This is a genomic window from Streptomyces sp. A0958 (genome assembly GCF_004795035.1).
Lineage (GTDB): Bacteria > Actinomycetota > Actinomycetes > Streptomycetales > Streptomycetaceae > Streptomyces.
The window spans coordinates 54,470-78,995 of the sequence record NZ_SSBK01000011.1 but is presented as its reverse complement, the minus strand read 5'-3'; the positions used below and the strand labels follow the sequence as shown (position 1 = coordinate 78,995).

20 protein-coding genes are annotated in these 24,526 nt (G+C 70.7%); 11 read left to right on the top strand and 9 right to left on the bottom strand.

All coding sequences use genetic code 11. The annotated features are described in order from the left end of the window. Window positions 1-120: 120 nt before the first annotated feature. From E6P78_RS14100 to E6P78_RS14075, 6 genes are all read left to right on the top strand, one after another. Entirely contained in the window at window positions 121-528 is a 408-nt protein-coding gene (locus E6P78_RS14100; protein ID WP_018521347.1) for a DUF742 domain-containing protein, read from the top strand. Further along, window positions 509-1,093, top strand: a complete 585-nt coding sequence (locus tag E6P78_RS14095; RefSeq protein ID WP_018551719.1) for an ATP/GTP-binding protein — start codon at window positions 509-511, stop codon at window positions 1,091-1,093. The genes E6P78_RS14100 and E6P78_RS14095 overlap by 20 nt, the downstream gene beginning before the upstream one ends. Window positions 1,094-1,440: 347 nt before the next feature. Next, the gene (locus tag E6P78_RS14090) at window positions 1,441-4,656 is read left to right on the top strand and encodes a nitrate- and nitrite sensing domain-containing protein (protein ID WP_136203923.1); all 3,216 of its coding nucleotides are present in this window, start codon (window positions 1,441-1,443) and stop codon (window positions 4,654-4,656) included. Window positions 4,657-4,666: 10 nt separating this feature from the next. Beyond that, window positions 4,667-5,080: a roadblock/LC7 domain-containing protein gene (locus E6P78_RS14085; RefSeq protein ID WP_018551717.1), complete on the top strand. Its 414-nt coding sequence runs from the start codon at window positions 4,667-4,669 to the stop codon at window positions 5,078-5,080. 89 nt (window positions 5,081-5,169) lie between these two features. Beyond that, window positions 5,170-5,796 (top strand): DUF742 domain-containing protein, encoded by a 627-nt coding sequence (locus tag E6P78_RS14080; protein WP_136203922.1) that lies wholly within the window; start codon window positions 5,170-5,172, stop codon window positions 5,794-5,796. Further along, a complete protein-coding gene (locus tag E6P78_RS14075) occupies window positions 5,777-6,358 on the top strand; it encodes an ATP/GTP-binding protein (RefSeq protein WP_014048542.1) in 582 nt (193 codons plus the stop codon). The genes E6P78_RS14080 and E6P78_RS14075 overlap by 20 nt, the downstream gene beginning before the upstream one ends. Window positions 6,359-6,476: 118 nt before the next feature. Here E6P78_RS14075 and E6P78_RS14070 read toward each other — a convergent pair whose 3' ends face one another. From E6P78_RS14070 to E6P78_RS14060, 3 genes are all read right to left on the bottom strand, one after another. After that, window positions 6,477-6,683 carry an acyl-CoA carboxylase subunit epsilon gene (locus tag E6P78_RS14070; RefSeq protein ID WP_136203921.1) on the bottom strand — a complete coding sequence of 69 codons (207 nt, stop codon included), beginning with the start codon at window positions 6,681-6,683 and terminating at the stop codon, window positions 6,477-6,479. Between the two features lie 68 nt (window positions 6,684-6,751). Then, a complete protein-coding gene (locus tag E6P78_RS14065) occupies window positions 6,752-8,335 on the bottom strand; it encodes an acyl-CoA carboxylase subunit beta (protein WP_136203920.1) in 1,584 nt (527 codons plus the stop codon). Between the two features lie 254 nt (window positions 8,336-8,589). Beyond that, window positions 8,590-12,462, bottom strand: coding sequence for an endo-alpha-N-acetylgalactosaminidase family protein (locus E6P78_RS14060; RefSeq protein WP_136203919.1), 3,873 nt, complete (start codon window positions 12,460-12,462; stop codon window positions 8,590-8,592). A 361-nt stretch (window positions 12,463-12,823) separates the two neighbouring features. On the opposite strand from E6P78_RS14060, the gene E6P78_RS14055 reads away from it, so the two are divergent. Both E6P78_RS14055 and E6P78_RS14050 read left to right on the top strand, forming a co-directional pair. Continuing rightward, window positions 12,824-14,053, top strand: a complete 1,230-nt coding sequence (locus E6P78_RS14055; protein WP_136203918.1) for a glycoside hydrolase family 64 protein — start codon at window positions 12,824-12,826, stop codon at window positions 14,051-14,053. Between the two features lie 324 nt (window positions 14,054-14,377). After that, on the top strand, window positions 14,378-14,998 hold the full coding sequence (locus E6P78_RS14050) for a YceI family protein (RefSeq protein ID WP_136203917.1): 621 nt from the start codon (window positions 14,378-14,380) through the stop codon (window positions 14,996-14,998). Window positions 14,999-15,096: 98 nt separating this feature from the next. Here E6P78_RS14050 and E6P78_RS14045 read toward each other — a convergent pair whose 3' ends face one another. The 3 genes from E6P78_RS14045 to E6P78_RS14035 form a co-directional block, all read right to left on the bottom strand. Beyond that, on the bottom strand, window positions 15,097-15,654 hold the full coding sequence (locus E6P78_RS14045; protein ID WP_136203916.1) for a DinB family protein: 558 nt from the start codon (window positions 15,652-15,654) through the stop codon (window positions 15,097-15,099). Between the two features lie 86 nt (window positions 15,655-15,740). Next, a complete protein-coding gene (locus E6P78_RS14040) occupies window positions 15,741-17,315 on the bottom strand; it encodes an FAD-dependent oxidoreductase (protein WP_136203915.1) in 1,575 nt (524 codons plus the stop codon). Between the two features lie 14 nt (window positions 17,316-17,329). Beyond that, window positions 17,330-17,797 carry an ATP-binding protein gene (locus tag E6P78_RS14035; RefSeq protein WP_136203914.1) on the bottom strand — a complete coding sequence of 156 codons (468 nt, stop codon included), beginning with the start codon at window positions 17,795-17,797 and terminating at the stop codon, window positions 17,330-17,332. Window positions 17,798-17,908: 111 nt separating this feature from the next. Here E6P78_RS14035 and E6P78_RS14030 point away from each other — a divergent pair, with 111 nt between their 5' ends. Then, window positions 17,909-18,736, top strand: a complete 828-nt coding sequence (locus E6P78_RS14030) for a helix-turn-helix transcriptional regulator (RefSeq protein WP_136203913.1) — start codon at window positions 17,909-17,911, stop codon at window positions 18,734-18,736. Continuing rightward, window positions 18,733-18,924, top strand: coding sequence for a DUF397 domain-containing protein (locus E6P78_RS14025; protein ID WP_136203912.1), 192 nt, complete (start codon window positions 18,733-18,735; stop codon window positions 18,922-18,924). Before E6P78_RS14030 ends, E6P78_RS14025 begins: the two co-directional genes overlap by 4 nt. On the opposite strand, the gene E6P78_RS14020 is transcribed toward E6P78_RS14025, so the two are convergent. Both E6P78_RS14020 and E6P78_RS14015 read right to left on the bottom strand, forming a co-directional pair. After that, complete coding sequence (locus tag E6P78_RS14020; RefSeq protein ID WP_136203911.1) at window positions 18,925-20,052, bottom strand: glycoside hydrolase family 3 N-terminal domain-containing protein; 1,128 nt, start codon at window positions 20,050-20,052, stop codon at window positions 18,925-18,927. It lies immediately after the preceding gene. Window positions 20,053-20,205: 153 nt separating this feature from the next. After that, the gene (locus E6P78_RS14015) at window positions 20,206-21,081 is read right to left on the bottom strand and encodes a GH25 family lysozyme (protein WP_168712620.1); all 876 of its coding nucleotides are present in this window, start codon (window positions 21,079-21,081) and stop codon (window positions 20,206-20,208) included. A gap of 285 nt (window positions 21,082-21,366) precedes the next feature. Here E6P78_RS14015 and E6P78_RS14010 point away from each other — a divergent pair, with 285 nt between their 5' ends. Further along, the gene (locus tag E6P78_RS14010) at window positions 21,367-22,965 is read left to right on the top strand and encodes an adenosine deaminase (protein WP_136203910.1); all 1,599 of its coding nucleotides are present in this window, start codon (window positions 21,367-21,369) and stop codon (window positions 22,963-22,965) included. A 78-nt stretch (window positions 22,966-23,043) separates the two neighbouring features. Here E6P78_RS14010 and E6P78_RS14005 read toward each other — a convergent pair whose 3' ends face one another. After that, window positions 23,044-24,447: a hypothetical protein gene (locus E6P78_RS14005; protein ID WP_136203909.1), complete on the bottom strand. Its 1,404-nt coding sequence runs from the start codon at window positions 24,445-24,447 to the stop codon at window positions 23,044-23,046. Window positions 24,448-24,526: the final 79 nt, after the last annotated feature.

Genomic DNA, 24,526 nt, shown 5'->3' with positions numbered 1-24,526 from the left:
AGTGACACAGACGATCAACCCAGGTACCGCACTCAACCCTCGCCCGTCCGGCCGCTTACAGCCCCTCACCGGCCCCTTCAGACGGCAAGTCGACACCCTGCTGTCACGCCCGGAGGATTCATGACCCCGCCACCCGCCTCACCCGATCCGTACGGCGCGTCCAGCCACGCGTCGTACGAAGGTGAGGGCGACCAGCCGCTGGTCCGTCCGTACGCCATGACCGGCGGACGCACCCGGCCGCGCTATCAGCTAGCGATAGAAGCACTGGTCAGCACCACGGCCGATCCCGCGCATCTGGGGACCCTGCTCCCCGAGCACCAGCGGATCTGCCATCTGTGCCGCGAGGTCAAGTCGGTGGCCGAGGTCTCGGCCCTGCTGTCGATGCCCCTCGGTGTGGCGCGGATTCTCGTCGCGGACCTGGCGGAAGCCGGCATGGTGGCCATTCACCAGCCGGGCAACGGAGAGGCCGGCGGCGCGCCGGATGTGACACTGCTCGAAAGGGTGCTCAGTGGACTTCGAAAGCTCTAACGGCGGTGCGGCGACCCGGGCCACCACCTCGGCGAAGATCGTCGTGGCCGGTGGGTTCGGCGTGGGCAAGACCACGTTTGTCGGTGCCGTTTCGGAGATCAATCCGCTCCGCACCGAAGCCGTGATGACGTCCGCCTCGGCGGGCATCGACGACCTCACGCACACCGGCGGCAAGACCACCACGACGGTGGCGATGGACTTCGGCCGCATCACGCTCGACCAGGACCTGATCCTGTACCTCTTCGGTACGCCGGGCCAGGACCGCTTCTGGTTCATGTGGGACGACCTCGTGCGCGGCGCCATCGGCGCGGTCGTGCTGGTGGACACCCGCCGGCTCGCCGACTGCTTCCCCGCGGTCGACTACTTCGAGAACAGCGGGCTCCCGTTCGTCATCGCCCTCAACGGCTTCGACGGACACCAGCCGTACACCCCCGACGAGGTGCGCGAGGCGCTCCAGATCGGACCCGACACCCCGATCATCACCACCGACGCACGGCACCGCGCCGACGCGAAGAGCGGTCTGATCACGCTGGTGGAGCACGCTTTGATGGCGCGGCTCAAGTAGCCGCAAGTAGGTAGTGACGTACGGCAGTTACAGTAGTCACACGGGGGCGGGCTGTGTCCTTTGACACGATCCGCCCCCGCCTTCATAACGTTTCGAAAGAGAATTGCCCCACGTCCGACACCGGATGCGCACGATCGGTGTCGCTGCGCTCACATGAGCCTCGCCTTTTGGCGGGGCTCGTTCTTTATGCCCGTTTTATCTGAGGCGTACGCCACTCGGAATCGCCCATTCCAACTGTTTGGAACGGGGCAGGTAGCCGTGCTGCAATTCGACCAACTCCCGAGTAGTACGGCCCTGAACAAAACACGGCACAGCGTAGGTGCCGACGCCGAGAGGTTGTTGGTCGAGTGAGGCGTAACAACGAGGGCTCCCCGGCGCAGGCGGAGCGGGGCAACTTCACCCCGCCGCCGCGTGCCGCGGCGCCGTCCGCCGCCGTGTCCGAAGGGATACCGGCCGGTGGCAGCACCAGTCGGCTGTCCCCGCGCAACTGGCGGGTGCCCACCCGGCTGAACGCGATCCTCCTGATCCCCGTACTGGTCGGGCTGGTCATGGGCGGCTTCCAGGTGAAGGGCTCGATCAACACCTGGCAGGAGGCCCAGGACGCGGAGAAGACCGCGCTGATCGTGCGCGCTGCCGCCGAGTACGGGCAGGCCCTGCTCAACGAGCGCGACCTCACCGCCGAGCCGCTGCTGTCGAACAAGCGGGACGACGACGTCGTCACGCAGGCCCGGGCCACCACCGACGCGGCCGCCGAGAAGTTCGACGAGGCCGTGCGGAGCATGCCGGCCACCCAGGGCCTGGAGCGCCGCCTCAAGCTGTTCAAGCTGGAGGAGCCCAAGCTCCCGCAGCTGCGCAAGGCCGCCTACACCGCCGCCATGGACCCGGTGAAGACCGAAGAGGGCTACGTACAGGTGCAGCACTCCCTCATGGAGTTCTGCAACGAACTGGGTCTCGGCACCGGCAATATCACCAGCTACGGCCGTACCGTCTACGCGATCGAACTGGCCAAGGCCGCAGAATCGCTTCAGCGCTCCATCGGCATGCACCTCCTGGTGCGGCCGAGCAAGGAGGGCACCAAGTTCAACGACCAGGTCAAGGCCTTCGGCTCGTACAACTACCTGGAGCAGATCGCCCTCGGTGAGTTCACCTCCGGTGGTACGGAGGCCGACGCGGCCCGGCTGAAGCAGGTCATGACCGCCAAGGCCACCGCCGGCGCCGCCGACCTCAAGGCCGCGAAGGAGAAGGCCGACGCCGCCGGGGTGCCGTTCGTGACGCCGCCCACCATCGACGGCTCGGTCTACGACGGCATGGCCCAGGAGATCGGCCTCGGCAAGGACCCCGCCCAGCTGAAGGCGAAGGGGATCACCCCCGAGACCTGGATGGCCGCCGCGACCGCCAAGTTCGACGGCTACACCACGGTCGAGGACGAGCTCGTCGACCGGGCGGTGACCGAGGCCGCGGACATCTCGTCCAGCGCCCGCACCGACGCCGTCGTCAACGCCACGATCGTGCTCGTCGCCCTGCTGGCCGCGTTCATCCTGGCCGGGCTCATGGCCCGGCAGATGAGCCGGTCGATGCGCCGGCTGCGTACCGCCGCCTTCGGCATCGCCGAGCAGCGGCTGCCCTCGCTCGTCGACCAGCTCTCGCGGACCGACCCGGGCCGGGTCGACACCCGCGTCCAGCCGATCCCGATCACCTCCCAGGACGAGATCGGCGAGGTCGCCCGCGCCTTCGACCAGGTGCACCGCGAGGCGGTCCGGCTCGCGGCCGAGCAGGCCATGCTCCGGGGCAACGTCAACGCGATCTTCACCAACCTCTCGCGCCGCAACCAGTCGCTCATCGAGGGCCAGCTGACCCTCATCACCGACCTGGAGAACAACGAGGCCGACCCGGACCAGCTGGAGAGCCTGTTCCGGCTGGACCACCTGGCGACCCGTATGCGGCGCAACGGCGAGAACCTTCTCGTCCTCGCCGGCGAGGAGCCCGGCCGCCGCTGGAACCAGCCGGTGCCGCTGGTGGACGTGTTGCGGGCCGCATCCTCCGAGGTGGAGTCCTACGAGCGCATCGAGCTCTCCGGCGTCCCGGAGACCGACATCCACGGCCAGTCCGTCACCGACCTCGTGCACCTGCTGGCCGAGCTGCTGGAGAACGCCACCACGTTCTCCTCGCCGCAGACCAAGGTGCGGGTCACCGCGACCCGGCTGCCCGACGGCCGCGTGATGATCGAGATCCACGACAAGGGCATCGGCCTCACCGCCGAGGACTTCGCCGACATCAACCACAAGCTGGCCAACCCGCCGACGGTGGACGCCGCGGTGTCCCAGCGCATGGGCCTGTTCGTGGTCGGCCGGCTCGCCGACCGGCACGGCATCCGGGTCCAGCTGCGCCCCTCGGGCGAGCAGGCCGGCACCACCTCGCTGGTCATGCTGCCGGACGCGATCACCCACGGTGGCGGCGGCGAGGCCCCCGGCCAGGACGACTTCACCGTCTCCTCGATGATTCCGGAGCAGCAGGCCTTCGACGCCCTGCCGCAGCAGCCGCAGCTGCGTACGGCGGCCGAACTCGGCTTCGACGACTCGCGCTACGAGGAGCCGTCCGCGGACGGCTCCCAGCTCAACCCGGTGGGCCGCTCGCTGATGCGCGAGGAGCGCCGCGCGGCGCTGGAGGCGCAGAGCGGCGGCGAGCCCCCGCAGGAGCAGCCGGAGCAGCGGTACGCCGAGGGCGCGTACGGCGGCAACGGCGAGGACCCCTACGCCACCAACCCGTACGGCCAGGAGCCGCAGCAGGACGGGCAGGCCCTTCAGACGGGGCAGCAGCAGTACGCGCAGCCCGGCTACCAGGGCGGCTACGACCCGTACCGCGGTGACACCGGCTACGAGGGGCAGTCCGGCTACGGCGATCCGCAGGCCGGTTATCCGGAGGCGGCGTACGCGGCCCCCGAGGCGCCCCAGCATGCCTACGACGAGCAGTACGCCGTCCAGCCCCAGCAGGGAGAGTGGCCTGATCAGGGCGCGTACCAGAGCGGCTTCGAGCCGGTGGCGCAGGCGGAAGCGGAATCTGTGGCGGGCGCTCCCGCCGAGCCGCAGGAGCGCGTAGGCTTCGAGCGTTCGGGCCCCGTCCCGAACGCCGGCCACGAACTCACCGAAGCCGGTCTCCCGCGCCGGGGCGGCCAACAGCACTGGCAGCCCACGGGCGGCGGGAACGGTCGGCCCGACGCCGCGCAGGAGGGGCCGCAGCAGCAGGAACTGCCGCAGCGGACGCCGCCGGCGCAGCAGGACGCGAACGGCTCCGACGACTGGCGCTCGGCCAACGACGAGCGCTGGGAGCGGGCCGAGAAGCTCCGGGAGCCGAAGGCGGGCGGGATCACCCCGTCCGGTCTTCCCCGGCGCGTGCCCAAGGCCAACCTGGTCGAGGGCACCGCCGAACAGACCCAGCAGGGCGGCCCCCAGGTCTCCCGCGCTCCGGAGGACGTGCGTGGCAGGCTGAGCAACCTGCGACGCGGTGTCCTGCGGGGACGCAACGCGGGTGCGGACACAAGTAATACCTACAACCAGGAGCGTTAGTGTGAGCCCGATGAGCCAGGCGGCGCAGAATCTGAACTGGTTGATCACCAACTTCGTGGACAACACCCCCGGGGTGTCGCACACGGTGGTGGTCTCCGCCGACGGACTCCTGCTGGCGATGTCCGAGGGATTCCCGCGGGACCGTGCCGACCAGCTGGCCGCGGTCGCCTCCGGGCTGACCTCGCTGACGGCCGGCGCCTCGCGGATCTTCGAGGGCGGCGCGGTGAATCAGACGGTCGTGGAGATGGAGCGCGGCTTCCTCTTCATCATGTCCGTTTCGGACGGGTCCTCGCTGGCCGTTCTCGCCCACCCGGATGCCGACATCGGTCTGGTCGGGTACGAAATGGCCCTTCTGGTCGACCGCGCCGGCAGCGTCCTGACTCCGGACCTCCGCGCCGAGCTTCAGGGAAGTCTTCTTAACTAGTAGACAGACAGTGCGTTTCGCGTCACCGCGCCATAGGGTGCGGTGGCGCGGGCCCACTGGATTCGGGACCGGCAGGCGGAGGAGGAATCGTGGGTACACCCCCAGGCGGGCACCGGTTCGACGGTGGTCGGCACGTATCGGGTGAGCACGGGGACGAACGTTTCAACTTCCCCTCCACACCAGGCAGACAGGGCGATCAGCAGCCCTATCAGCCGTACCGGCAGCCGCAGCAGGGCCAGGGCTCCGACTGGCCTCAGCAGGAGCCCCAGCGGCCCGGGCGCCCGCAGCGCCCGCACCGCCTGGACGCCCCGCAGCAGCCGCCCCGTATCCAGCCTGTGCAGCCGAGGCGGGCTCCCGAGCCGGCTCCGGCCGCGCACAATCCGCTGGTCCGTCCGTACGCCATGACAGGTGGACGGACCCGACCGCGCTACCAACTCGCGATTGAGGCGTTGGTCAGTACTACGGCTGATCCGTCCCGGCTGCAAGGGCAGTTGCCCGAGCACCAGCGGATCTGCCGGCTGTGCTTCGAGATCAAGTCGGTGGCCGAGATCTCGGCCCTCCTCTCGATCCCCCTCGGCGTGGCCCGAATCCTCGTAGCCGACCTGGCAGAGGCCGGACTCGTCGCTATCCACCAGCCCGGCGGCGACGAGTCCGCCGGCGGCCAGCCAGATGTGACACTGCTCGAAAGGGTGCTCAGTGGACTTCGCAAGCTCTAGCGGCGGAGCGGCCCGCTCCACTACCTCGGCGAAGATCGTGGTGGCAGGGGGCTTCGGCGTGGGTAAGACCACGTTTGTCGGTGCCGTTTCGGAGATCAATCCGCTGCGCACCGAAGCCGTGATGACGTCCGCCTCGGCGGGCATCGACGACCTGACGCACACGGGGGACAAGACCACCACGACGGTGGCGATGGACTTCGGCCGCATCACGCTCGACCAGGACCTGATCCTGTACCTCTTCGGTACGCCGGGCCAGGACCGCTTCTGGTTCATGTGGGACGACCTCGTGCGCGGCGCCATCGGCGCGGTGGTCCTGGTGGACACCCGCCGGCTCGCCGACTGCTTCCCGGCGGTCGACTACTTCGAGAACAGCGGGCTCCCGTTCGTCATCGCCCTCAACGGCTTCGACGGACACCAGCCGTACACCCCCGACGAGGTTCGCGAGGCGCTCCAGATCGGACCCGACACGCCGATCCTGACGACGGACGCGCGGCACCGGGCGGATGCGAAGAGCGCGTTGATCACGCTGGTCGAGCATGCGCTGATGGCGCGCCTGCGGTAGGTGCTGCCGTACGCCGAGGGCCCCGCACTCCTGTGAGTGCGGGGCCCTCGGCGTGTGCCGCTCGGCCTGGCGGCCTTGCTCGTCCTCGATCGCCGGACGGGCTCGGCCCGCCCGGGGGTCAGCCCTGCCAGCTGTGGGGGGCCCGGAAGCCGGGGGTGCGCTCCAGGCGGCGCCAGCCGGCCGTGTCGCGGCCCCGGCGGGCGGGGCTCTCGGCGGGCTGGGCGGCGGCGCGGGCGAGCAGGACCGCGGTGATGGCGGCCAGCTCCTCGGGGTCGGCGAGACCCTTCTCGACGCGCAGCACGGACTCGGCGGTGGCAGTGCTCATGGGTGTGTCTCTCCGTCTTCGTCGGCAGTTCTTCGCGGGGCTCGCAGGGTCGCTGCGGGGGCCTCGGACTACTGCGGGGGGTTGCCGTGCTTGCGGGCCGGCAGGTCGGCGTGCTTGGAGCGGAGCATCGCGAGCGAGGCGATCAGGACCTCGCGGGTCTCGGCCGGGTCGATGACGTCGTCGACCAGGCCGCGCTCGGCGGCGTAGTACGGGTGCATCAGTTCGGTCTTGTACTCCTTGACCATGCGGGTGCGCATGGCTTCGGGGTCCTGGGCCTCGGCGATCTGGCGGCGGAAGATGACGTTGGCGGCGCCTTCCGCGCCCATCACGGCGATCTCGTTGGTGGGCCAGGCGTAGGTGAGGTCCGCGCCGATGGACTGGCTGTCCATGACGATGTAGGCGCCGCCGTAGGCCTTGCGCAGGATCAGGGAGATCCTGGGCACCGTCGCGTTGCAGTAGGCGTAGAGCAGCTTCGCGCCGTGCCGGATGATCCCACCGTGCTCCTGATCGACGCCGGGGAGGAAGCCGGGTACGTCCAGAAGAGTGATGATCGGAATGTTGAAGGCGTCGCACATCTGTACGAAGCGGGCGGCCTTCTCGGACGCCTCGATGTCCAGCACACCGGCCAGGGCCTGGGGCTGGTTGGCGACGATCCCGACAACCTGGCCGTCCATCCGGGCCAGGGCGCAGATGATGTTGCGGGCCCAGCGCTCGTGGATCTCCAGGTAGTCGCCGTCGTCGACGAGCTCCTCGATGACCTTGTGCATGTCGTACGGGCGGTTGCCGTCGGCCGGCACCAGGTCCAGGAGGGAATCGCCGCGCCGGTCGGCCGGGTCGTCGCTCGCCGCGGTGGGCGGGTTCTCCCGGTTGTTGGAGGGCAGCATCCCGATGAGGTAGCGGACCTCGGCGATGCAGGTCTCCTCGTCGTCGTACGCGAAGTGCGCCACGCCCGAGGTCTCGGCGTGCACATCGGCGCCACCGAGGCCGTTCTGCGTGATCTCCTCGCCGGTGACCGCCTTGACGACGTCCGGGCCGGTGATGAACATCTGCGAGGTCTCACGGACCATGAACACGAAGTCCGTGAGGGCGGGGCTGTAGGCCGCGCCGCCCGCGCACGGGCCGAGCATCACACTGATCTGCGGGATCACCCCGGAAGCGCGGGTGTTGCGCTGGAAGATGCCGCCGTAACCGGCGAGCGCGGAGACACCCTCCTGGATACGGGCCCCGGCCCCGTCGTTCAGGGAGACCAGCGGCGCACCGGCCGAGATGGCCATGTCCATGATCTTGTGGATCTTCGTCGCGTGGGCCTCGCCCAGGGCGCCGCCGAAGATCCGGAAGTCGTGCGCGTACACGAAGACCGTCCGGCCCTCGACCATGCCCCAGCCGGTGATCACACCGTCCGTGTACGGCTTCTTCGCCTCCAGGCCGAAACCCGTCGCCCGGTGCCGGCGCAGCTGCTCGACCTCGTGGAACGAACCCGGGTCCACCAGCAGCTCGATGCGCTCGCGCGCGGTCAGCTTGCCCTTCGCGTGCTGCGCCTCGGTCGCCCGGTCACTGGGTCCGCGCCGGGCCTGCTCGCGCAGTGCCAGCAGTTCGGCCACCCGGCCACGGGTGTCGCTCGGCTCACCCTGGGTTTCGTCCACAACGGTCATGTATCGACCCTACGAACCCGGTCAAGAAAATCGTGCCGTCGACTCCGTACAGTCTCCTGCCCGGTTTACTGGTGGAGCCTGACAGAAGTCCGGAGCCATGCAGGCGAAGTACCAGCCGGTACCCGCCATCGTTTGTGGAGGTTCCACAAAGACCCCACTGTGGTCTGCCGCACACACCGGTGGGCCAGGGGGGTGGTGGGCAGCAGAGCGGGCGGGGCCTGCGCGGGCCCCGCCCCCTCCTGCGCCTCAGCGGTTCAGCTCCCGCAGTGGAAGCGGGCGCTGCCCCAGTCGGCGTGGTCGTTGCCGTTGCCGTCGCCGCCGTCGCCCACCTTCAGCTCGACGTACTTGGCGCCGGTGACGTCGGCCGTGAGCGACCAGGCGGCGTCGGCCGCCCGGAGCACCGGCGACTTCACCTTCTCGGTGCCGTCCGCCTCGACGGAGAACTGCACGCTGCCCGCGGTCTTCTGCACGTCGTCCACGCCCACCTCGGCGGTGAAGGTGGTGCACTGCCCGCCGAGGTAGTAGCGGACGGTGGCCGGGGCGTGACTGCCGAGGCCCTTCTCGTAGACCGTGCCGCCGATGGTCAGCGCGGTGCCGTCGCCGGCGCCGGTCTCGCCGTTGGACAGGTCGCGCTCGACCGGCCCCCAGCCGTTGGAGGAGGCCGTCCAGTCCAGGTCGCTCGCCCAGCTGTCCGTGGTGGGCGGCGGCGGCAGGGTGCGTACGGAGGTCTGCGCGCCGAGCTTCCGCTGCCCGTCGCCGGTCGTGTACGAGGCCTCGGAGGTCAGGGCGTACGTGCGGTACTCGGCGTCCACCGGCGGGGTGACCTGCCAGCTCGCGGTGGCCTTGGCGCCGGCCGCGACCGAGTCGAAGGTGACGGCGCCCGCGGGCTCGGCCTTCCAGCCCTCGGGGAGGGTCAGGTTCACCGAGACGCCGGTGGCGGCGGTGGACTCGTAGTTGGTGAAGCTCGCCCTGACGGTGTTGGCGGTGCCCGGTTCCAGGGTCTCGGCGGCGGCCGCGACCGTGAGCGTGCCGCAGGCTGCCTGCTCACCGGCGGGGGCCTTGCCGAGGTCGGTCACGGTGAAGCCGTCGAGGACGAAGTCGGCGCCCCCGGGGGCGTCGCCGCGCTTGCGCAGCCCGGTCCAGGTGTCGCCGCAGCCCGCCGTGACGGTCTCGGAGAAGTGGCCGGTGGTGTGCTGGGCGCCGATGGCGGTGGTGCGGGTCTCGACCGACGCGGGCTTGCCGTCGGTGGTGATCCGGTCGTAGCCGTCGACCCACTCGTAGGCCCCGGCGTGGCTGGACTGGTAGTCGTACTCGACCTTGTAGCGGTGCCCGTCGGTCATCGGGACGGTCCAGGGGGCGGTGCGGTAGACGAGCCCGGTGTTCTCCTCGTGGGCCTTCAGGGACTCCTTGCCGCCGAGCACGTCGTCGATCAGCTTCCCGTTCCAGCCGGCCTGGGTGTACGGGGCGTGCAGCTGGGAGATGCTGGTGCGGGGGTCGGTGGAGCCGCCCGCGTCGCCCTTGAGGAAGGGGCCCCAGCCCTGGTCGACGTCCTCGAAGTCCTCGTGGACGACGGTGTTCTTCCTGGTGGCCGGGGCGTTGGCGACGATGCGTACGTCGTCGGCGCGGACGGTCGCCGCGCTGCCCCTGGCGGCCTCGATGCGCAGCGTGGTGCGGCCGTTGGCGGGGGCGGTGAAGTTGACCTTGGCGCGCTGGAAGTAGGTGCCGTGCCAGTCGGACGCGGCGACGTAGTCCTTGGCGGTGGAGCGGTCCACGGCGACGGACTTCCCGCCGGCCGAGAGCGTGGTGTGCCGGGTCTTGCCGGGTTCGACCTCGATGAGCGCGGACGCGGTGTAGCGGGCGCCGGGCTTCAGTCCGTCGATGCGCTGGGAGAGCGCGGCGGTGCCGGTGCCGGAGAGCTTCGCGGAGTTGCGGCCCTGGTCGTCGGTGTCGCGGACGGCGGTGCCGGTCCTCGACCAGTCGCCGAGCCGGTCGTCGTTGAAGCCGGGGTCGTCGACGAGGGTGTCCTCGCCCCACTTGGCGTCGGCCGCCTTGGGGGCCTGGTGCGGGTAGAGGACGTACGGCTGCCCGGCCTCGGCCTTCAGCGTGATCTTCCCGTTCACCGGGCGGACCGTGCCGGTCTTGACCCGGCCGTTGTCGGTGAGCTTGTAAACGGTGTACGTGCCCTTGGACGGCACCGCCCAGTTGCTCGTGCCGCCGGACTCGCTGTAGTGGTACAGCTTCTTGCCGCCGTCCCAGGGCAGCAGGTAGTCGGTGCCGCTGAGCACCTTGCGGCCGTGGTCGTAGAAGGTCCGCTTGCCGTCCTCGACCGTGCCGCTGATCCCGCCGGTGAGGGTGACGTCGTTGCCGTCCCAGCGGGTGATCTGCTGCTGCTGGAGGTACTTGGCGGGCAGATCGCGCTGCCAGATGTTGTCGTAGAAGGTGTTCCAGTCGGTCTCGCCGGTCCAGCCCTCGAACTCGGCGATGGCGCTCTGGCCGAGGACCGGGTCGTTGTTCCAGACGTCCTTCTCGCCGTTGCGGATGAACCGGATGATCTTCGAGTTGAGGCCCTTGTTGGTGGCGCCGCCGTAGTCGAGGTCGTTGGCCCAGTGGGACCAGAGCGAGGCCCGCTCGAATTTGTCGGCCCACTCGCTGGAGACGTTCCAGCCCTGCTTCTGGAGGGCCTGGACGGTCTTGTCCGCGATCCAGCCGTGCGTGTAGTAGACGTCGATGTACAGCATGCTGAGGTTGCTGCCGGTCTCGTCGCGCAGCTGCTGGAAGCGCTTGGCGAGGTCGCCGCTGTTGATGTCGCGGCGCTGGTCGATGTAGTAGCTCTGGTTGAGCCAGTTCCAGCCCGGCTGCGTCTTGTCGACGAGCTGTTCGTCGAACGCCTTCGCCTCCGGGTACGCCTCCGTGGCGTTGACGTGGACGCCGAAGGTCGCTCCCCACTTCTTGCCGTCCTTCAGGAGGGCGTTGAGGTCCTTCAGACCGCCGGCGCGCTTGTTGTAGTCGCCGCCGTAGTCGGGGTGCGCGGAGTCGTGGCCCTCGGAGGCGTACCCCTTGAGGAGGGCGAGCTGCCCGAGGCCGTCGGTGGACAGGGAGATCCGCTTGACGTCGTCCAGGGTGCGCAGGAAGGGGTGGGTGGCCTGGCTGGCGAAGTTGAACGGGATGTGCGTGATCACCCGGTCCGCGGTGTCCTCGCTGCCCGGCGCGACCACGCCGATGGAGCGGAACGCGACGGCGCCGTCCTGCCAGTCGACGGTCCTGTCGCCGTTGGCGTCGGGCGTGACGACGACCTTGGCCCAGGGCAGGTTGTCGCCGCTCTCCGGCTTCGGCGCGCCCTCGCCCCGGTAGGTCCACTGCCCCGACCAGACGGCGACCCGGGTGGAGCCGTCGTCCTCCTTGCGGGCCTGGTGCCAGAAGCGGGCGTCGTCGCCGCCGGTGGCGCCGGAGGGTTTGTCGTACGAGGAGTTGGACTCGACGGCGGCGGCCAGCGAGCCGGTGTTGAGGATCGCGTAGGTGGCCCCGGAGGGCGCGGCGTCCGCCGGGGTGTCCCCGGTGACCTTCGCGAAGACGTCGGCGGTCTTCGTGGAGTCGGTGTCCAGCCGGGTGAAGGCGGTCGCGGCCCCGGCGTCGGTGCTGGTGACGGAGACCAGGTCGTGGCCGGGTATGTCGATCGTGGAGACCCGGAAGGCGGCGGTGTCGCGGACGGCGGTCACCTTGAAGGTGGTGGCGCGCCCGGACACCGACAGCGTGGCGTCGATCTCGACGCCGGGCAGGTCGGGGAAGGCGAGGGTGTAGCGGGCGGCCGATCTGGTGGTCTTCGGGGCGCCCTTGAGCCGCACGGTGTGCGCGGCGCCGTTCAGGGTGACGGCGGTGACCGGCCGGGTGCTGCCGGTCAGCTGCTTGCCGGAGGCGCGGTCGGTGTACGTGAGGACGCGCGGGAAGTCGGCGGCGACGGCGACCGCGAGCTGCCCGGAGGCGAGGACGGGGCTGCCCGCGGGGACGGCACGGCCGGCCGCGGCGGGTGCGGGGGTGGCGGCCGTGGCGGGGAGCGCGGCCCCCACCAGGGCCAGGACGGCGGCTGAGGCGGCGGCTGCGGCGCCCGCCGGAGTAAATCTTGGTGACATGTGCACTGCGTAGTCGTCGGCTACGCACACCGTCAACGACGTACGGCCCCGAGGGCTTCTCCAGTCCAACAACCGCCCTGCGTAAGTCCAAGTGGGGCGGAGACGGGGCATCCCGGGCGCCGCCTTCAGCTCCTGATCACGCGTCATACACGATGGGCCGCACGGGGCCGCCAAGTGGCGCTGAGCAGCGTCGAGTTGTGAAGAGTCCTTCTTTTTGAGAGCGCTCTCAGTCACAAGTCTTGACGCCCGCGCCGCGCGTCGCGAAAGTGGTGCGCACCGCGGACGCCCCCGTTCCACCTCCCCGCTCGGCCCATCCGTCCGCGCCCCCCACGCACCCCCCACGCACCCCCGGAGTCGCCTCATGATTTCGCGCCGGAAGTTCCTCACGGGCGGCGCCGCCGCCACCGCCACCGCCCTCACCTACCCCCTCTGGGGCAGTGCCCTGAGCCCGAGCGCGTCGGCGTCTGCGGCCACCTGCGAACTGGCGCTGGAGAACCGCTCCCTGCCCGGCCGCGTCAACGCCTACGTCACCGGCCACGAGCAGGGCACCGACCGCTGGGTCCTGCTGCGCGCCGACGGCAGCGTCTACCACCCGGACTCCCCCGGCGCCCCGCAGACCCCGCTCCCGGTGGACTGCGCCATCCCGCTGAACGGGGCGGGCGCCGGGCCCGTCGTGCTGACTCTGCCTCAGATGTACGGTGCCCGGGTCTACTTCGTGCGCGACGACACCCTGGACTTCTACCTCAACCCGGGCCCGGCCCTGGTCGAGCCGGCCTTCGCCACCTCCACGGACCCGAACTACGGGCGCACCTGGTCGTTCTGCGAGTTCACGTTCAACCCGCAGCAGCTGTACGCCAACATCAGCTACGTCGACCTGGTGACGGCCCTGCCGATCGGCCTGACCCTGGAGGGCGACTCCACGCACACCGTGGCCCCGCTCCCGGACGGCGCCGTGCAGCGCATCGCGGACGGCCTGATCGCCCAGGCGGCGGCCGACGGCCAGCCCTGGGACCAGCTGGTGACGCGCGGCTCGGACGGCAACGTGCTGCGGGTCGTCTCGCCGCAGAACCTCATGGCGCCGTACTTCGACCGCCCGGACGAGATGCCGTTCCGCGACCTGTTCACCGCGCAGATCGACGAGGTCTGGGAGAAGTACCGCTCGACGGACCTGCGCATCGACCTCCAGGGCGGGCGCGGCGTCCGCACCGGCCGGGTCAGCGGCGACACCCTGACGTTCGACGGCGGGCACACCTTCCCCAAGCCCGTCTCCAAGGACGTCTTCACCTGCAACCACGGGCCCTTCACCAACAACCCGGCGGACAACGACGACAAGAAGGCCCTGCTCGCCCGGCTCGCGGCCGGCTTCAACCGCTCGATCATGCTCAGCCACCCCGACCAGCCGAACGGCACCTCGGTGGCCGACTACTACCAGGGCGCGGTGACCAACCACTGGTCGCGGATCGTCCACGCCAACAGCCCGATCGGGTACGCCTTCCCGTACGACGACGTACGCCCGGACGGCGAGCCGGACGTCTCGGGCGCCGCGAACGACGGCAACCCGCGCCGGTTCACGGTGAGCGTCGGCTCCTGACGACACCGTAGGCGCCTCCAGGCCGCGTGTGCCCCCGTCCGGGCGGGACGGGGGCACACGCTTGTCCACTGCTTCCCGCCCATTCCCGCCCGTGGCCCGGAAGCGGACTCGCACGGGGGCGCCCCGTCACCGCGCAGCCCGTGGCGCCCGAGTTCTACGCGCGTCACCGAAGGGCCCGCCGTAACGGCCGCGTGAACACCTGGCGCCGGGCGCAACAGTCTTCGCCATAGATGTTGAACTTTGAACAAGATGGGTCTAGAGTGAATGTCGTTGAAGGTTAAACAAATGGTCGAGTCCGCTCGGCCCCGTCCCCGAGGAGGAGCCATGGCTCTGTTCAACCGCAAGACCAACGACGCCGCGACCGCTACGACCACGGTCGACGTCGACCCCGCCCTGGCCGCCCTCACGGGTGAGTACACGATCGACCCGGCCCACAGCAGCATCGGCTTCACCGTGCGGCACGCCATGGTCACCAACGTGCGCGGCTCCTTCGGCGAGCACGAGGGCTCCCTGAAGCTGAACGGCTCCGACCCGGCCGCCTCGGCCGCCTCGATCGACGTCAAGATCGCCAGCGTGGACACGGGCATCGCCGACCGCGACGCCCACCTGGTCAGCGGCGACTTCTTCGACGCCGAGAAGTTCCCCCTGATGACGTTCCGCTCGACGTCCGCCGAGCAGCTGGGCGGCGAGAAGTACCGCGTCACCGGCGACCTGACCATCAAGGACGTGAGCCGCCCGCTCTCCATCGACCTGGAGTTCAACGGCTCCGCCACCGACGTCTACGGCAACGAGCGCGTCGGCTTCGAGGGCAGCGCGGAGATCCTGCGCTCCGACTGGGGCCTGACCTGGAACGCGGCGCTGGAGACCGGCGGTGTGATGGTCAGCGACAAGGTGAAGCTGAACTTCGACATCTCTGCGATCAAGGCCGCCGCCCCGCAGGCCTGATCCTCCCGGGGACCGTCCCCCGACCGAGCGCGCCCGCCGCCCGCCCCTTTCCGGGGAGGACGGCGGGCGCTCGGCGTGCCGGGCGGTACGGGCGCCGGTCAGGCCATGCTCTGGGCGCCGTCCAGCGCCTCGCGGATGATGTCGGCGTGACCGGCGTGCTGCGCGGTCTCGGCCAGCACGTGCAGCACCGCACGGCGGACCGACCACCGCGCGTCCCCGTCGAACCACGGGGCCTTCGGCAGGGCGTGCGTGACGCCGAGGTCGGGCAGCGAGGCGATCAGCTCGTCGGTACGGCGGGCCACCTCGGCGTACGCCTCCAGCACGCCCGCCAGGGTCTCCCCCGGCTGCATCGCGAATGATTCGGCCCGCTCCGCGAAGTCGGCCTCCGTCATCGCGGTGAAGTCGGGCATGCTCGCGGCCCCTTCCACCATGAAGTTCGCCCAGCTCCGTTCGGCGTTCGTGACGTGCTTGATGAGCCCGCCCACGCACAGCGCGCTCGCGGTGGTCCGCTGCCCGGCCTGCTCGTCCGTCAGGTCGCGTGCGGTGAACCGCAGGAAGTGCCGCTGCTTGGCCAGCGCCTCCAGCAGTTCGGCACGCTCACCGTCCACGCCGGGCGTGGTGGCCGTCGCGCCGGTGTCCGTCGCGGTGTCGCTCATGGATCTGCCCTTCGTCGTTCTTGTTCCGCCTTCACGAACGACGCTAGAAGCCGTATAGGACAGTCCACGCCCTATACGGCCTCCGGTCAGCGGCGCCGGACCTTGAGCGCGTTGTCCGTACGGGTGACGGGGTTGCCGTCCGGGTCGTTCTGGACCCGCTCGTGCTCCGCGCTGAGCAGCACCTCCCACTCCCCCTCCGGCAGTTCGAGCGAGGCCAGCACCTCGTCGGTGGTCGGGAGCCGCATTTCCGCGTGGTGGTGGTCCCACGGCGGGAAGCCCGCGTGCCCGACGATCAGGAGCACCCCGCCGGGCGCGACCGCCCGCGCCGCCCGGCGCAGAATCCGCTCGCGCGGCAGGTCGCCCATGGAGTGCAGGAACTGCGCCGACACGAGGTCGTACTCGCCCTCGGGGAACGAGGCCCCCAGGTCGTGGAACTGCCAGTCGACCATCTCGGAGACCTCCGCATCGGCCGCGTGTTCGGCGGCCCGCGCCAGCGCGACGCGCGAGATGTCCGTCGCCGTGACCTGCCAGCCCTGCCGCGCCAGCCAGACCGCGTCGGCCCCCTCCCCGCATCCGAGGTCCAGCGCCCGGCCCGGATTCAGGTCCTCGGTCTCGCGGACGAGCACCGTGTTGGGGTTGCCGCTCCAGATGCGGTGGCTCTCCCGGTAGCGGTTGTCCCACAGCTCCGCGTCCGAGGGTGCGTTGCGCGCCTCGACCGCGCGCCGGGTGTCCTCGGTGACGAGGTCCCCGTTGATGGCCGATCCCGCCTTCAGCCCGGCCGCCGCCGAGCCGATGACCTGCTCCATCAGGCTCGCCACATTGCCGGCCACCCACACCCCGGGCACGTCCGTCGCGCCGGTCGGATCGGCCTCGATGTACGTACCGAGGGTGCGCCCGCCCATCTCCAGCGGGGTCGGCCGCAGCCCGAGGCTTTCGAGTACGCCGGAACGCGCCGTGAACCGCGGCTGTACGACCACCGCGTCCCGCGCCACCACCCGGCCGCCCGCCAGCCGCACCCCGGTCAGCCGGTCGCCGCCCACCTCCACACCGGCCACCTCGCCGTCCACGACCGCGATGCCCCGCGCGGCCAGCTGCTCGTACTCCTCGTCGCTGGGCTCCGGGCCCCGGTGCAGGAAGAGCGTGACGTCGTCGCTCCACTGCCGCCACAGCAGCGCCTGGTGCACGGCCATCGGGCTCGAAGCCACGACGCCGATCGCCGAGTCCCTGACCTCCCAGCCGTGGCAGTACGGGCAGTGCAGCACCTCGTGGCCCCAGCGCTCGGCCAGGCCCGGGATCGGCGGCAGCTCGTCCACCAGACCGGTCGTGACGAGCAGCCGGCGCGCCGTCACGGCCGTCCCGTCCCCCCGTACGACCCGGAACCCGGCCCCCTCCGGCAGCCTCTCGGCCACCGTGACCTCGCCCTCCACGATCTCGGCCCCGTAGCCGGTCACCTCGTCCCGGCCGACCGCCAGGAGCTCCGCGGGCGGCGTGCCCTCGCGGCCCAGGTAGTTGTGCACGTGGGACGCGGGGGCGTTGCGCGGCCTGCCCGCGTCGATCACCAGCACCGACCGGCGGGCCCGCGCCAGGGCCAGTGCCCCGCTCAGACCCGCGGCCCCGCCGCCGATGACCACCACGTCGTACATCTGCGTCATGTCGCTCATGCGCACACCTCCATCTACCGGAGATGGTGCGCCCCGCCCGTCACCTCGGCAAACATCCTTGCCGGTGCGGCAAACTCGCACCACACGATCTTCCCCGGATTCCGCTCCCCGACCCCCCACGCCTCGGCGAGCGCCGCCACCAGCATCAGCCCGCGCCCGCCCTCGGCGGTCGGCTCGGGGCACGGCACGGCCTCCGGCACCTCACCGTCCCCGCTGTCGTGCATCTCGACCCGGAGCCGGCCCTCGGCCTTCTCCCAGTACAGGAACAGCCGGAACCCGCGCCCCGGCGGCACGCCGTGCACGAGCGCGTTGGTCGCGAGTTCGCTCACGCAGAGCAGCACATCGTCCGCGCACACCTTGCGCTCCTCGCACGCCCAGTCGGCCAGCGCCTCCCGTACGAACTTCCGTACGAGCGGCACCGACCTGCGCTCGCGGCGGTAGAAAGCCTCGCGGAGGTCGGGGAGTTGAGTTGTTTCGTTCATGAGGCGAAGGTCACATAACGTCACTACGGTTATGCAGTGAGTCAGGTCGTACGGAGTCGATGTACGACCTCTGACGGGTCGTCGAGAGGCCCGGACGGGGAGAGGGACTGCATGCAGCAGGCGAAGCAGACGAAGAGGAAGCGCGTCACGTCCTGGCACGTGATCGGCGCGCAGCTCGCGACCTTCCGCAGAGCGGCCGGGCTGACACAGGCGGCCCTCGCGGACCGGTGCCGGGTCAGTGAGGACACGATCGCGTCGATCGAGCAGGGGCGGCGGCCGCTCCAGTTGGACTTCGCCATCCTGTTGGACGAACTGCTGGATACCAAGGGGGCGTTGCAGGTCGCGGTCACCAAGGTGCCGGAGAAGGAGCGGTTCCCGGCGTTCGTCCAGGACTTCGTGGAGTACGAGCAGGAGGCCCTGACCCTGCTGTCGTACGAGAATCAGGTGGTGCCCGGGCTTCTCCAGACCGAGGAGTACGCACGAGCGGTCTTCGGCTCTCTCTATCCTCCTCTTGAGGCCGAGGAGGTGGACGAGCGGGTGGCCAACCGGCTGAACCGGCGGGCTCTCCTGGAGCGCAAGCCGCGACCGATGCTGACCTTCCTCATCGAGGAGGTGGTGCTGCACCGGCCCATCGGAGGGCCCGAGGTCCTGCGCGAGCAGATCAGATGCCTTCGCGAGTACGCCCGGCTCCCCTTTCTCAGCATCCAGATCGTGCCGACAGCGCGCCAGACGCACGCCGCCCTAGACGGCCCGATGGTGCTTCTGGAGACCCCCGATCACGATCAACTGGCTTATATCGAAGGCCAGCGCGTGAGCTTCCTGGTCGATGACCCGGATGAGGTCAGCGTCCTCCTGCAGAAATGTGGGATGCTCCGATCGCAGGCGCTCTCGCCCGAGGAGAGCGTTCGCCTACTGGATGACCTGCTTGGAGAGAGATGACTCGCGCAGCACACGCCACCGGCCTCAGTTGGTTCAAGTCAAGCTACAGCGGCAGCGAGGGCGGCAACTGCGTAGAGGTCGCCGCCCACCCCGCTGCCGTGCATGTCCGGGACTCCAAGGTGAGCGACGGGCCGGTCCTCACCGTCCCGCCGCACGCCTGGACCGCGTTCCTCCGGGCGAACGTCTAGCTACAGGCCCGCGCGCAGGGCGTTGACGCGTGCGGCGGCGGCTTCGAACGCCGCCGCGTCCAGCGCGCCGGTCCCGAGCGCGTCGCTCAGGGCGGTCACCGCCTCGTCTCCCTGGGAGACACTGCGCGAGGAGCAGAGCAGCAGGTCCATGCCCGCGGCGGCGGCCTTGACGGCGACCTGCGAGGTGCTGCCGAAGGGCTGGAGGGCGCCCGCCTCCAGCGCGTCGGTGATGGTGACACCGGTGTAGCCGAGGCGGTTGCGCAGCTCGCCGACGACGGTCGGGGACAGACCGGCGGGGCGGCTGGGGTCCAGCGCGCTGTAGATGGCCCAGGACAGCATGACGAGCTTGGTGCCGGCGTCGATGGCGGCCTTGTACGGAGCCTCGTCCACGCTGCGCAGGGTGGCCGCGGACGTGGTGATCGTGACGGGGCGCAGGTCGGTGTTCTGGCTGGCGGTGGCCGGGCCGAGGCCCGGGAAGTGCTTGGCGGTGGCGGCGACACCGACGGCCTGCTGGGCGGTGATGAAGGTCTTGCCGCAACTGGCCACCGCGGCGGCCGACTTGCTGTAGGACCGCTTGTACTGGTCCGTGAAGTCGCCGTCCGCGCGGTAGACGTCGAGGACCGGCGCGAGGTTGACGTTCATGCCGATGCCCGCGAGGTTCAGGCCCGCGCCGCTGCCGGTGAAGTCGGCCCACTGGTGCGGGTCGGCGGAGGCGCCGACGTCCTTGGCGGACATGACGGGCTCCCCGGGCAGGCGGCGGACCATGCCGCCCTCCTGGTCGGTCATCAGGAGCAGCGGGGCCTTCACGGGCGACGAGGCGTGGGCCGCGTTCATCGACTTGATGACGCTCTCGATCTGGCTCAGGCTCTGGATGTTCTCGCCGAAGAAGATCACCCCGGCCGTGCGGCCCTCCTCGATGGCGTTCATCAGGGAGGTGGGGGGCGTGAGGCCGGGGTAGGAGTGGATGACGCACTGCCCGGCGCGCTGCTGCGGGGACAGGGCGGAGAAGCGGGGGCGCGCCACCTCGGGCGCGCGTGCGGCGGCCTCGGAGGCCGCCGGTCCCAGTCCGGCGGCCAGGGCCGCCGCCCCGGCGATCAGGGCGCCGCGCCTGCTGAGGGGGGATGTCATGTCGTGCTCCTTCGTGAACGGTCTCGTGGAGCCGGGCGGGGCTCGGGGAGGACGTACGAGGGCCGGAGCAGCCGGTCACGGCCGCTCCGGCCCACGTACCCCTCATTCAGGGGCCACGCCCGGGGAGGGGGCGATGTGGTGCGGCATCCGCCGTCACGGGGTGTTGTTCGCCAGAGCCAGCAGGCGGGAGCGGTCACCGCTGAAGCGGTCGCGGTCGACGTTGCCGGAGACACCGTTCACCGCGCCGGTGGAGGTGTACTGCCAGACCGTGTAGAAGGGGAAGCCCGACGGGATGCTGGGGGTGCCGGTGGTCCAGTTCGCGACCCACAGGGGGCTGCGGGCGGACATGCCGCTCCAGCCGCCGGTGCAGTTGTTCCACCAGCTCGGGCTGGTGTAGATCACGACGTCACGGCCGGTGCGGGCCTTGTACTGGTTGTAGAAGTCGAGAATCCACTGCTGCATGCCGGCCTGGGAGTAGCCGTAGCAGGTGCCCTCGATGTCGAGCACGCCGGGGAGCGTGAGGTTGTCGCGGGACCAGGCGCCCCCGTTACTGGCGAAGAAGTCCGCCTGGGCCGCGCCGCCGGAGACGTCCGGCCGCGCGTAGTGGTACGCACCCCGGATCACACCGGCGTTGTAGGCGTTCAGGTAGTTGGCATTGAACGTCGAGTCCTTGTACGTCAGACCCTCGGTCGCCTTCATCCAGGCGAACTCGATGCCCGCGCCGCGCACCGAGCTCCAGTTGATGCCGCCCTGCCAGCTGGAGACGTCGATGCCCTCGGGGTTCGCCTTGAGGTCGGCGCCGGGGTCGAGGTGCGGCTGCCGGGTGTCCGGCTTGAAGTCCTTGGCGTCCTGGATGTAGCCGACGCCCATGTAACCCTGGCCGTACGGCACGGGGTTGGCCGGCGCGGGCGCCGCCGACGCGGTGCCGCCGGACATCAGGCCGAGCAGCAGCACGGCGCTCGTGCCGATGACACCGGCCACGGTGAGTCTCTTCTGGGTGGGCTTGAGGGAAATGCTGCGGGGGAACACGGCGGCCTCCTGCTTGTGGGGGGACAGGTTGTCCGGCGACGGTCTACGCGCGTTGTTGTCGCGAACACGACATAGTGAGCCACAGAACCGGGTGGGCGGTAAATAGTTTTCCGTTGCCATTAGTGGTCTACACCTCTCTCCGCCTTGATGAGCTGTACGAACGACCGGCACTCGACGGAAGTTTTCCGAACTGACGGGTAGGTCCGCGCACTCGATCGAGTGGACGTTTCCGGCGGTATGCGGGATTCGATGGGAAATGCTCTCACCGGAAGCGATCATTCGGCGGTGATCATTACCCATCGGACGGCACGCCGTCCCAAGTCCACCCTGCTGGCCGGATTCGGCGGCGCGCTCGCCGTCCTGACCCTGCTCCCGGCGATCCCGGCGACCGCCGCGCCGCTACCGGACTCCTCGCCCCGCGTGGTGACCCCGGCCGAGCGTGCGACCGCCGCCTATCTCCGGGACGCGCGGAACCGGCCCGCGCGGCTGCGGGCCTTCTTCAAGGACCTGCCCAAGGGCGGTGACCTGCACAACCACCTGTCGGGCGCGGTCACGACCGAGTACCTGATCAAGCTCGCGATCGACCACGACCTGTGCATCGACGCGACGATGACTGCGGTGGCCCCGCCGTGCGGCTCGGGCACCCGGCCCGCCGCCGACGCGCGGACGGACAGCGCGTTCCGGCAGCAGATCGTCCGGGCCTGGTCGATGCAGGACTTCCCGGCCGACCGGTCCGGCCACGACCACTTCTTCGACACCTTCGGCAAGTTCTCCATGGCGACCTGGTACGACCGGGGCAAGATGCTGGCCAACGTCGCCGACACCGCCGTCAAGCAGAACCAGTTCTATCTGGAGACGATGGTCAGCCCGGCCTCGGACAGCGCCAAGAAGCTGGCCGACACGGTGGGCTACGACGCCGACCTGGCCGCGCTCCACCGCAAGCTCCTGGCCGGCGGACAGCTCGACCGGGTGGTGGACGAGGGGGTCAAGGAGGCCGACGACTCCGACGTCCAGTTCCGACAGACCGCGCACTGCGACACCCCGCGCCCCGCCCCCGCCTGCCGGCTGCCCGTCCGGTGGATCTCCCAGGTCTCCCGGGGCAGCAGCCCGGCCCGCGTGTTCACGCAGATCGCGGTCGGCATGCGGCTGGCCGAGCGCGACCCGAGGTTCGTCGCGGTCAACCTCGTACAGCCGGAGGACGGCGAGACCTCGCTGCGCGACTACAGCCTCCAGATGCGGATGCTGAAGTACCTGCGCGGGCAGTACCCGGGCGCCCACCTCACGCTGCACGCCGGTGAGCTGGCGCCCGGCCTGGTCAAGCCGGAGGACCTGACCTTCCACATCAACGAGGCCGTGCGGGTCGCCGGGGCCGAGCGCATCGGGCACGGTGTGGACCTGGTCCACGAGGACGACTGGCGGCAGCTGGCCCGGACGATGGCCCGGCGCCACGTCGCCGTCGAGGTGCCGTTCTCCAGCAACAAGCAGATCCTAGGCATCGCGGGCGACGACCACCCGTTCAACGCGTACCGCCGCTACGGCGTCCCGATCGTGCTGTCCACCGACGACCCGGGAGTCTCGCGGATCGACATCAGCCACGAGTACCAGTACGCCGCCGAGACGTACAGCCTGTCGTACACCGAGCTGAAGGACCTGGCCCGCGCCTCGCTGGAGTACGCGTTCCGCGACGGCCGCAGCCTGTGGGCCGCCGGTTCCGCGCCCTCCGGCTACCGGCCGGTGTCCGCCTGCCGGGCCGACCGCCCCGGTGACGGCCGCCCGAGCGCGCGCTGCGCCCAGTACCTGGCCGCCAGCCCGAAGGCGGCGACCGAGTGGCGCCAGGAGGTGGCCTTCGCCTCCTTCGAGCGCGCCCACGGCGGTCGCGGCTGAGCCGGCCTGCTCGTTGCGCACAGTAAGGGGTGCGGGAATCTGGTCCCGCACCCCTTGCTCATGGCCTGCGCGGGGGCGTCAGAAGCCGCCCCCGAAGTCACCGCCGCCGCCGAAGCCGCCCCCGTCACCGAAACCTCCGCCGTCACCGAAGCCTCCGCCGCCGAAGCCGGACGCGTCGAAGTCGGAGCCGGAGAAGTCACCGCCCGAGAAGTCACCCCCGCCGAAGTCGCCGCCCCCGTAGTCCGCCGCGTAGGCCGGGGTGGCAAGCATCGAGCCGAGCATGGTGCCAACCAGGAGGCCGGGGAGCAGGCCGCCGCCGAAGTAGCCGCCCGCCCAGGGGCCGTAGGCCGGGCCCGCCTCCCAGTAGGGGCGGCGGGTGCCGTCGCCCATCTCGACGGTGCGGCTCATCGGGTCCTCGCCGTCGCGCAGCCGTACCTCGTCGGCCGCGCAGACCGGGACCTCGCGGGCCGTGCCACGGGCCGGGGCCCAGCGGACGTCGGCGACCGAGGGGCCGTGGCGCGGGTCGAAGAAGCAGGGCGGGCGGCGGGCCGGGATTTCGCGGCCCGAGCGGCGGGCGTCCAGCACGGCCAGCGAGTAGCGCCCGTCCTCCAGGGCCTGGGTCACCCCGCGCACGTCCGAGGGGTGACCGGCGTGCGCCATGCGGGACTTGGCGCTCTCGTAGGAGTCGAGGGCGCGTTCGTAGTCGGCGCGCATCGCGTCGTCGGCGCCGGCCTCCGCCGGGTGGAAGTCGAGCCGTTCCAGCGTCTCGCCGTACGCCGTGATGTCCTCGTCCACGACCACCCGCAGCTTGTCGAGCGCGGCCCGCTCCTCGGTCTCCCTGCGCCTGCGGCCCCGGCGTACGACCGTGTACGCGGCCGCCCCGCCGAGGACCACCACGCCCCCGGCCACGGCCAGGCCGGCGGCGGTCGAGCCCCGCCCGGCCGGGGAGCCGCCGCCGCCCCAGGAGCCGGGAGCGTGGCCCCGGGCCTGTTCGACGGCGCGGTCCACGAAGGCGTTGAGCTGGGTAGAGGCGTCGGTGTCCGCGCCGGGCGTCTTCACGGCGGCGGTGAGGTTGATGACCGCGCTCCGGGACATCACCTGCGGGTCGGCGCCCGCGTTGAAGCCGTCGCCGAGGCGTATCGCGTAGACGCCGGTGATCCCGGTGTCGGTGCGCAGGGTGCGCAGGACGCTGTCCTCGGGGAAGGCGGCGCTCTGCGGCAGCACGGCCACGAAGACCGGCTTGTCCGCGTCCTTGATCTTCTTGGTGAGCGCGGCGGCCTGGCCCCGGGAGAGCTGGTCGGACGCGGCCGGGTCGACGTACACGGGCCCCTTGCGCAGGGCCTGGGCGACGTCGTCCACGGTGGAGGCGCCGGTCGCGGCCGGTGCGGCGGGGGCGAGGACCACGGCCAGGGCGGACAGCACCATCAGGAGCCCCGCCAGGAGCGACGGGGCCGCAGAGGTGGGGAACGACCGGTTCCGCATACTCCCAAGCTAACGCACAAGCGTGCGAAGCGGGCTGGTGAGCGGGCGGACGTGCGGAACGGGCGGACGGCCTCCCGTG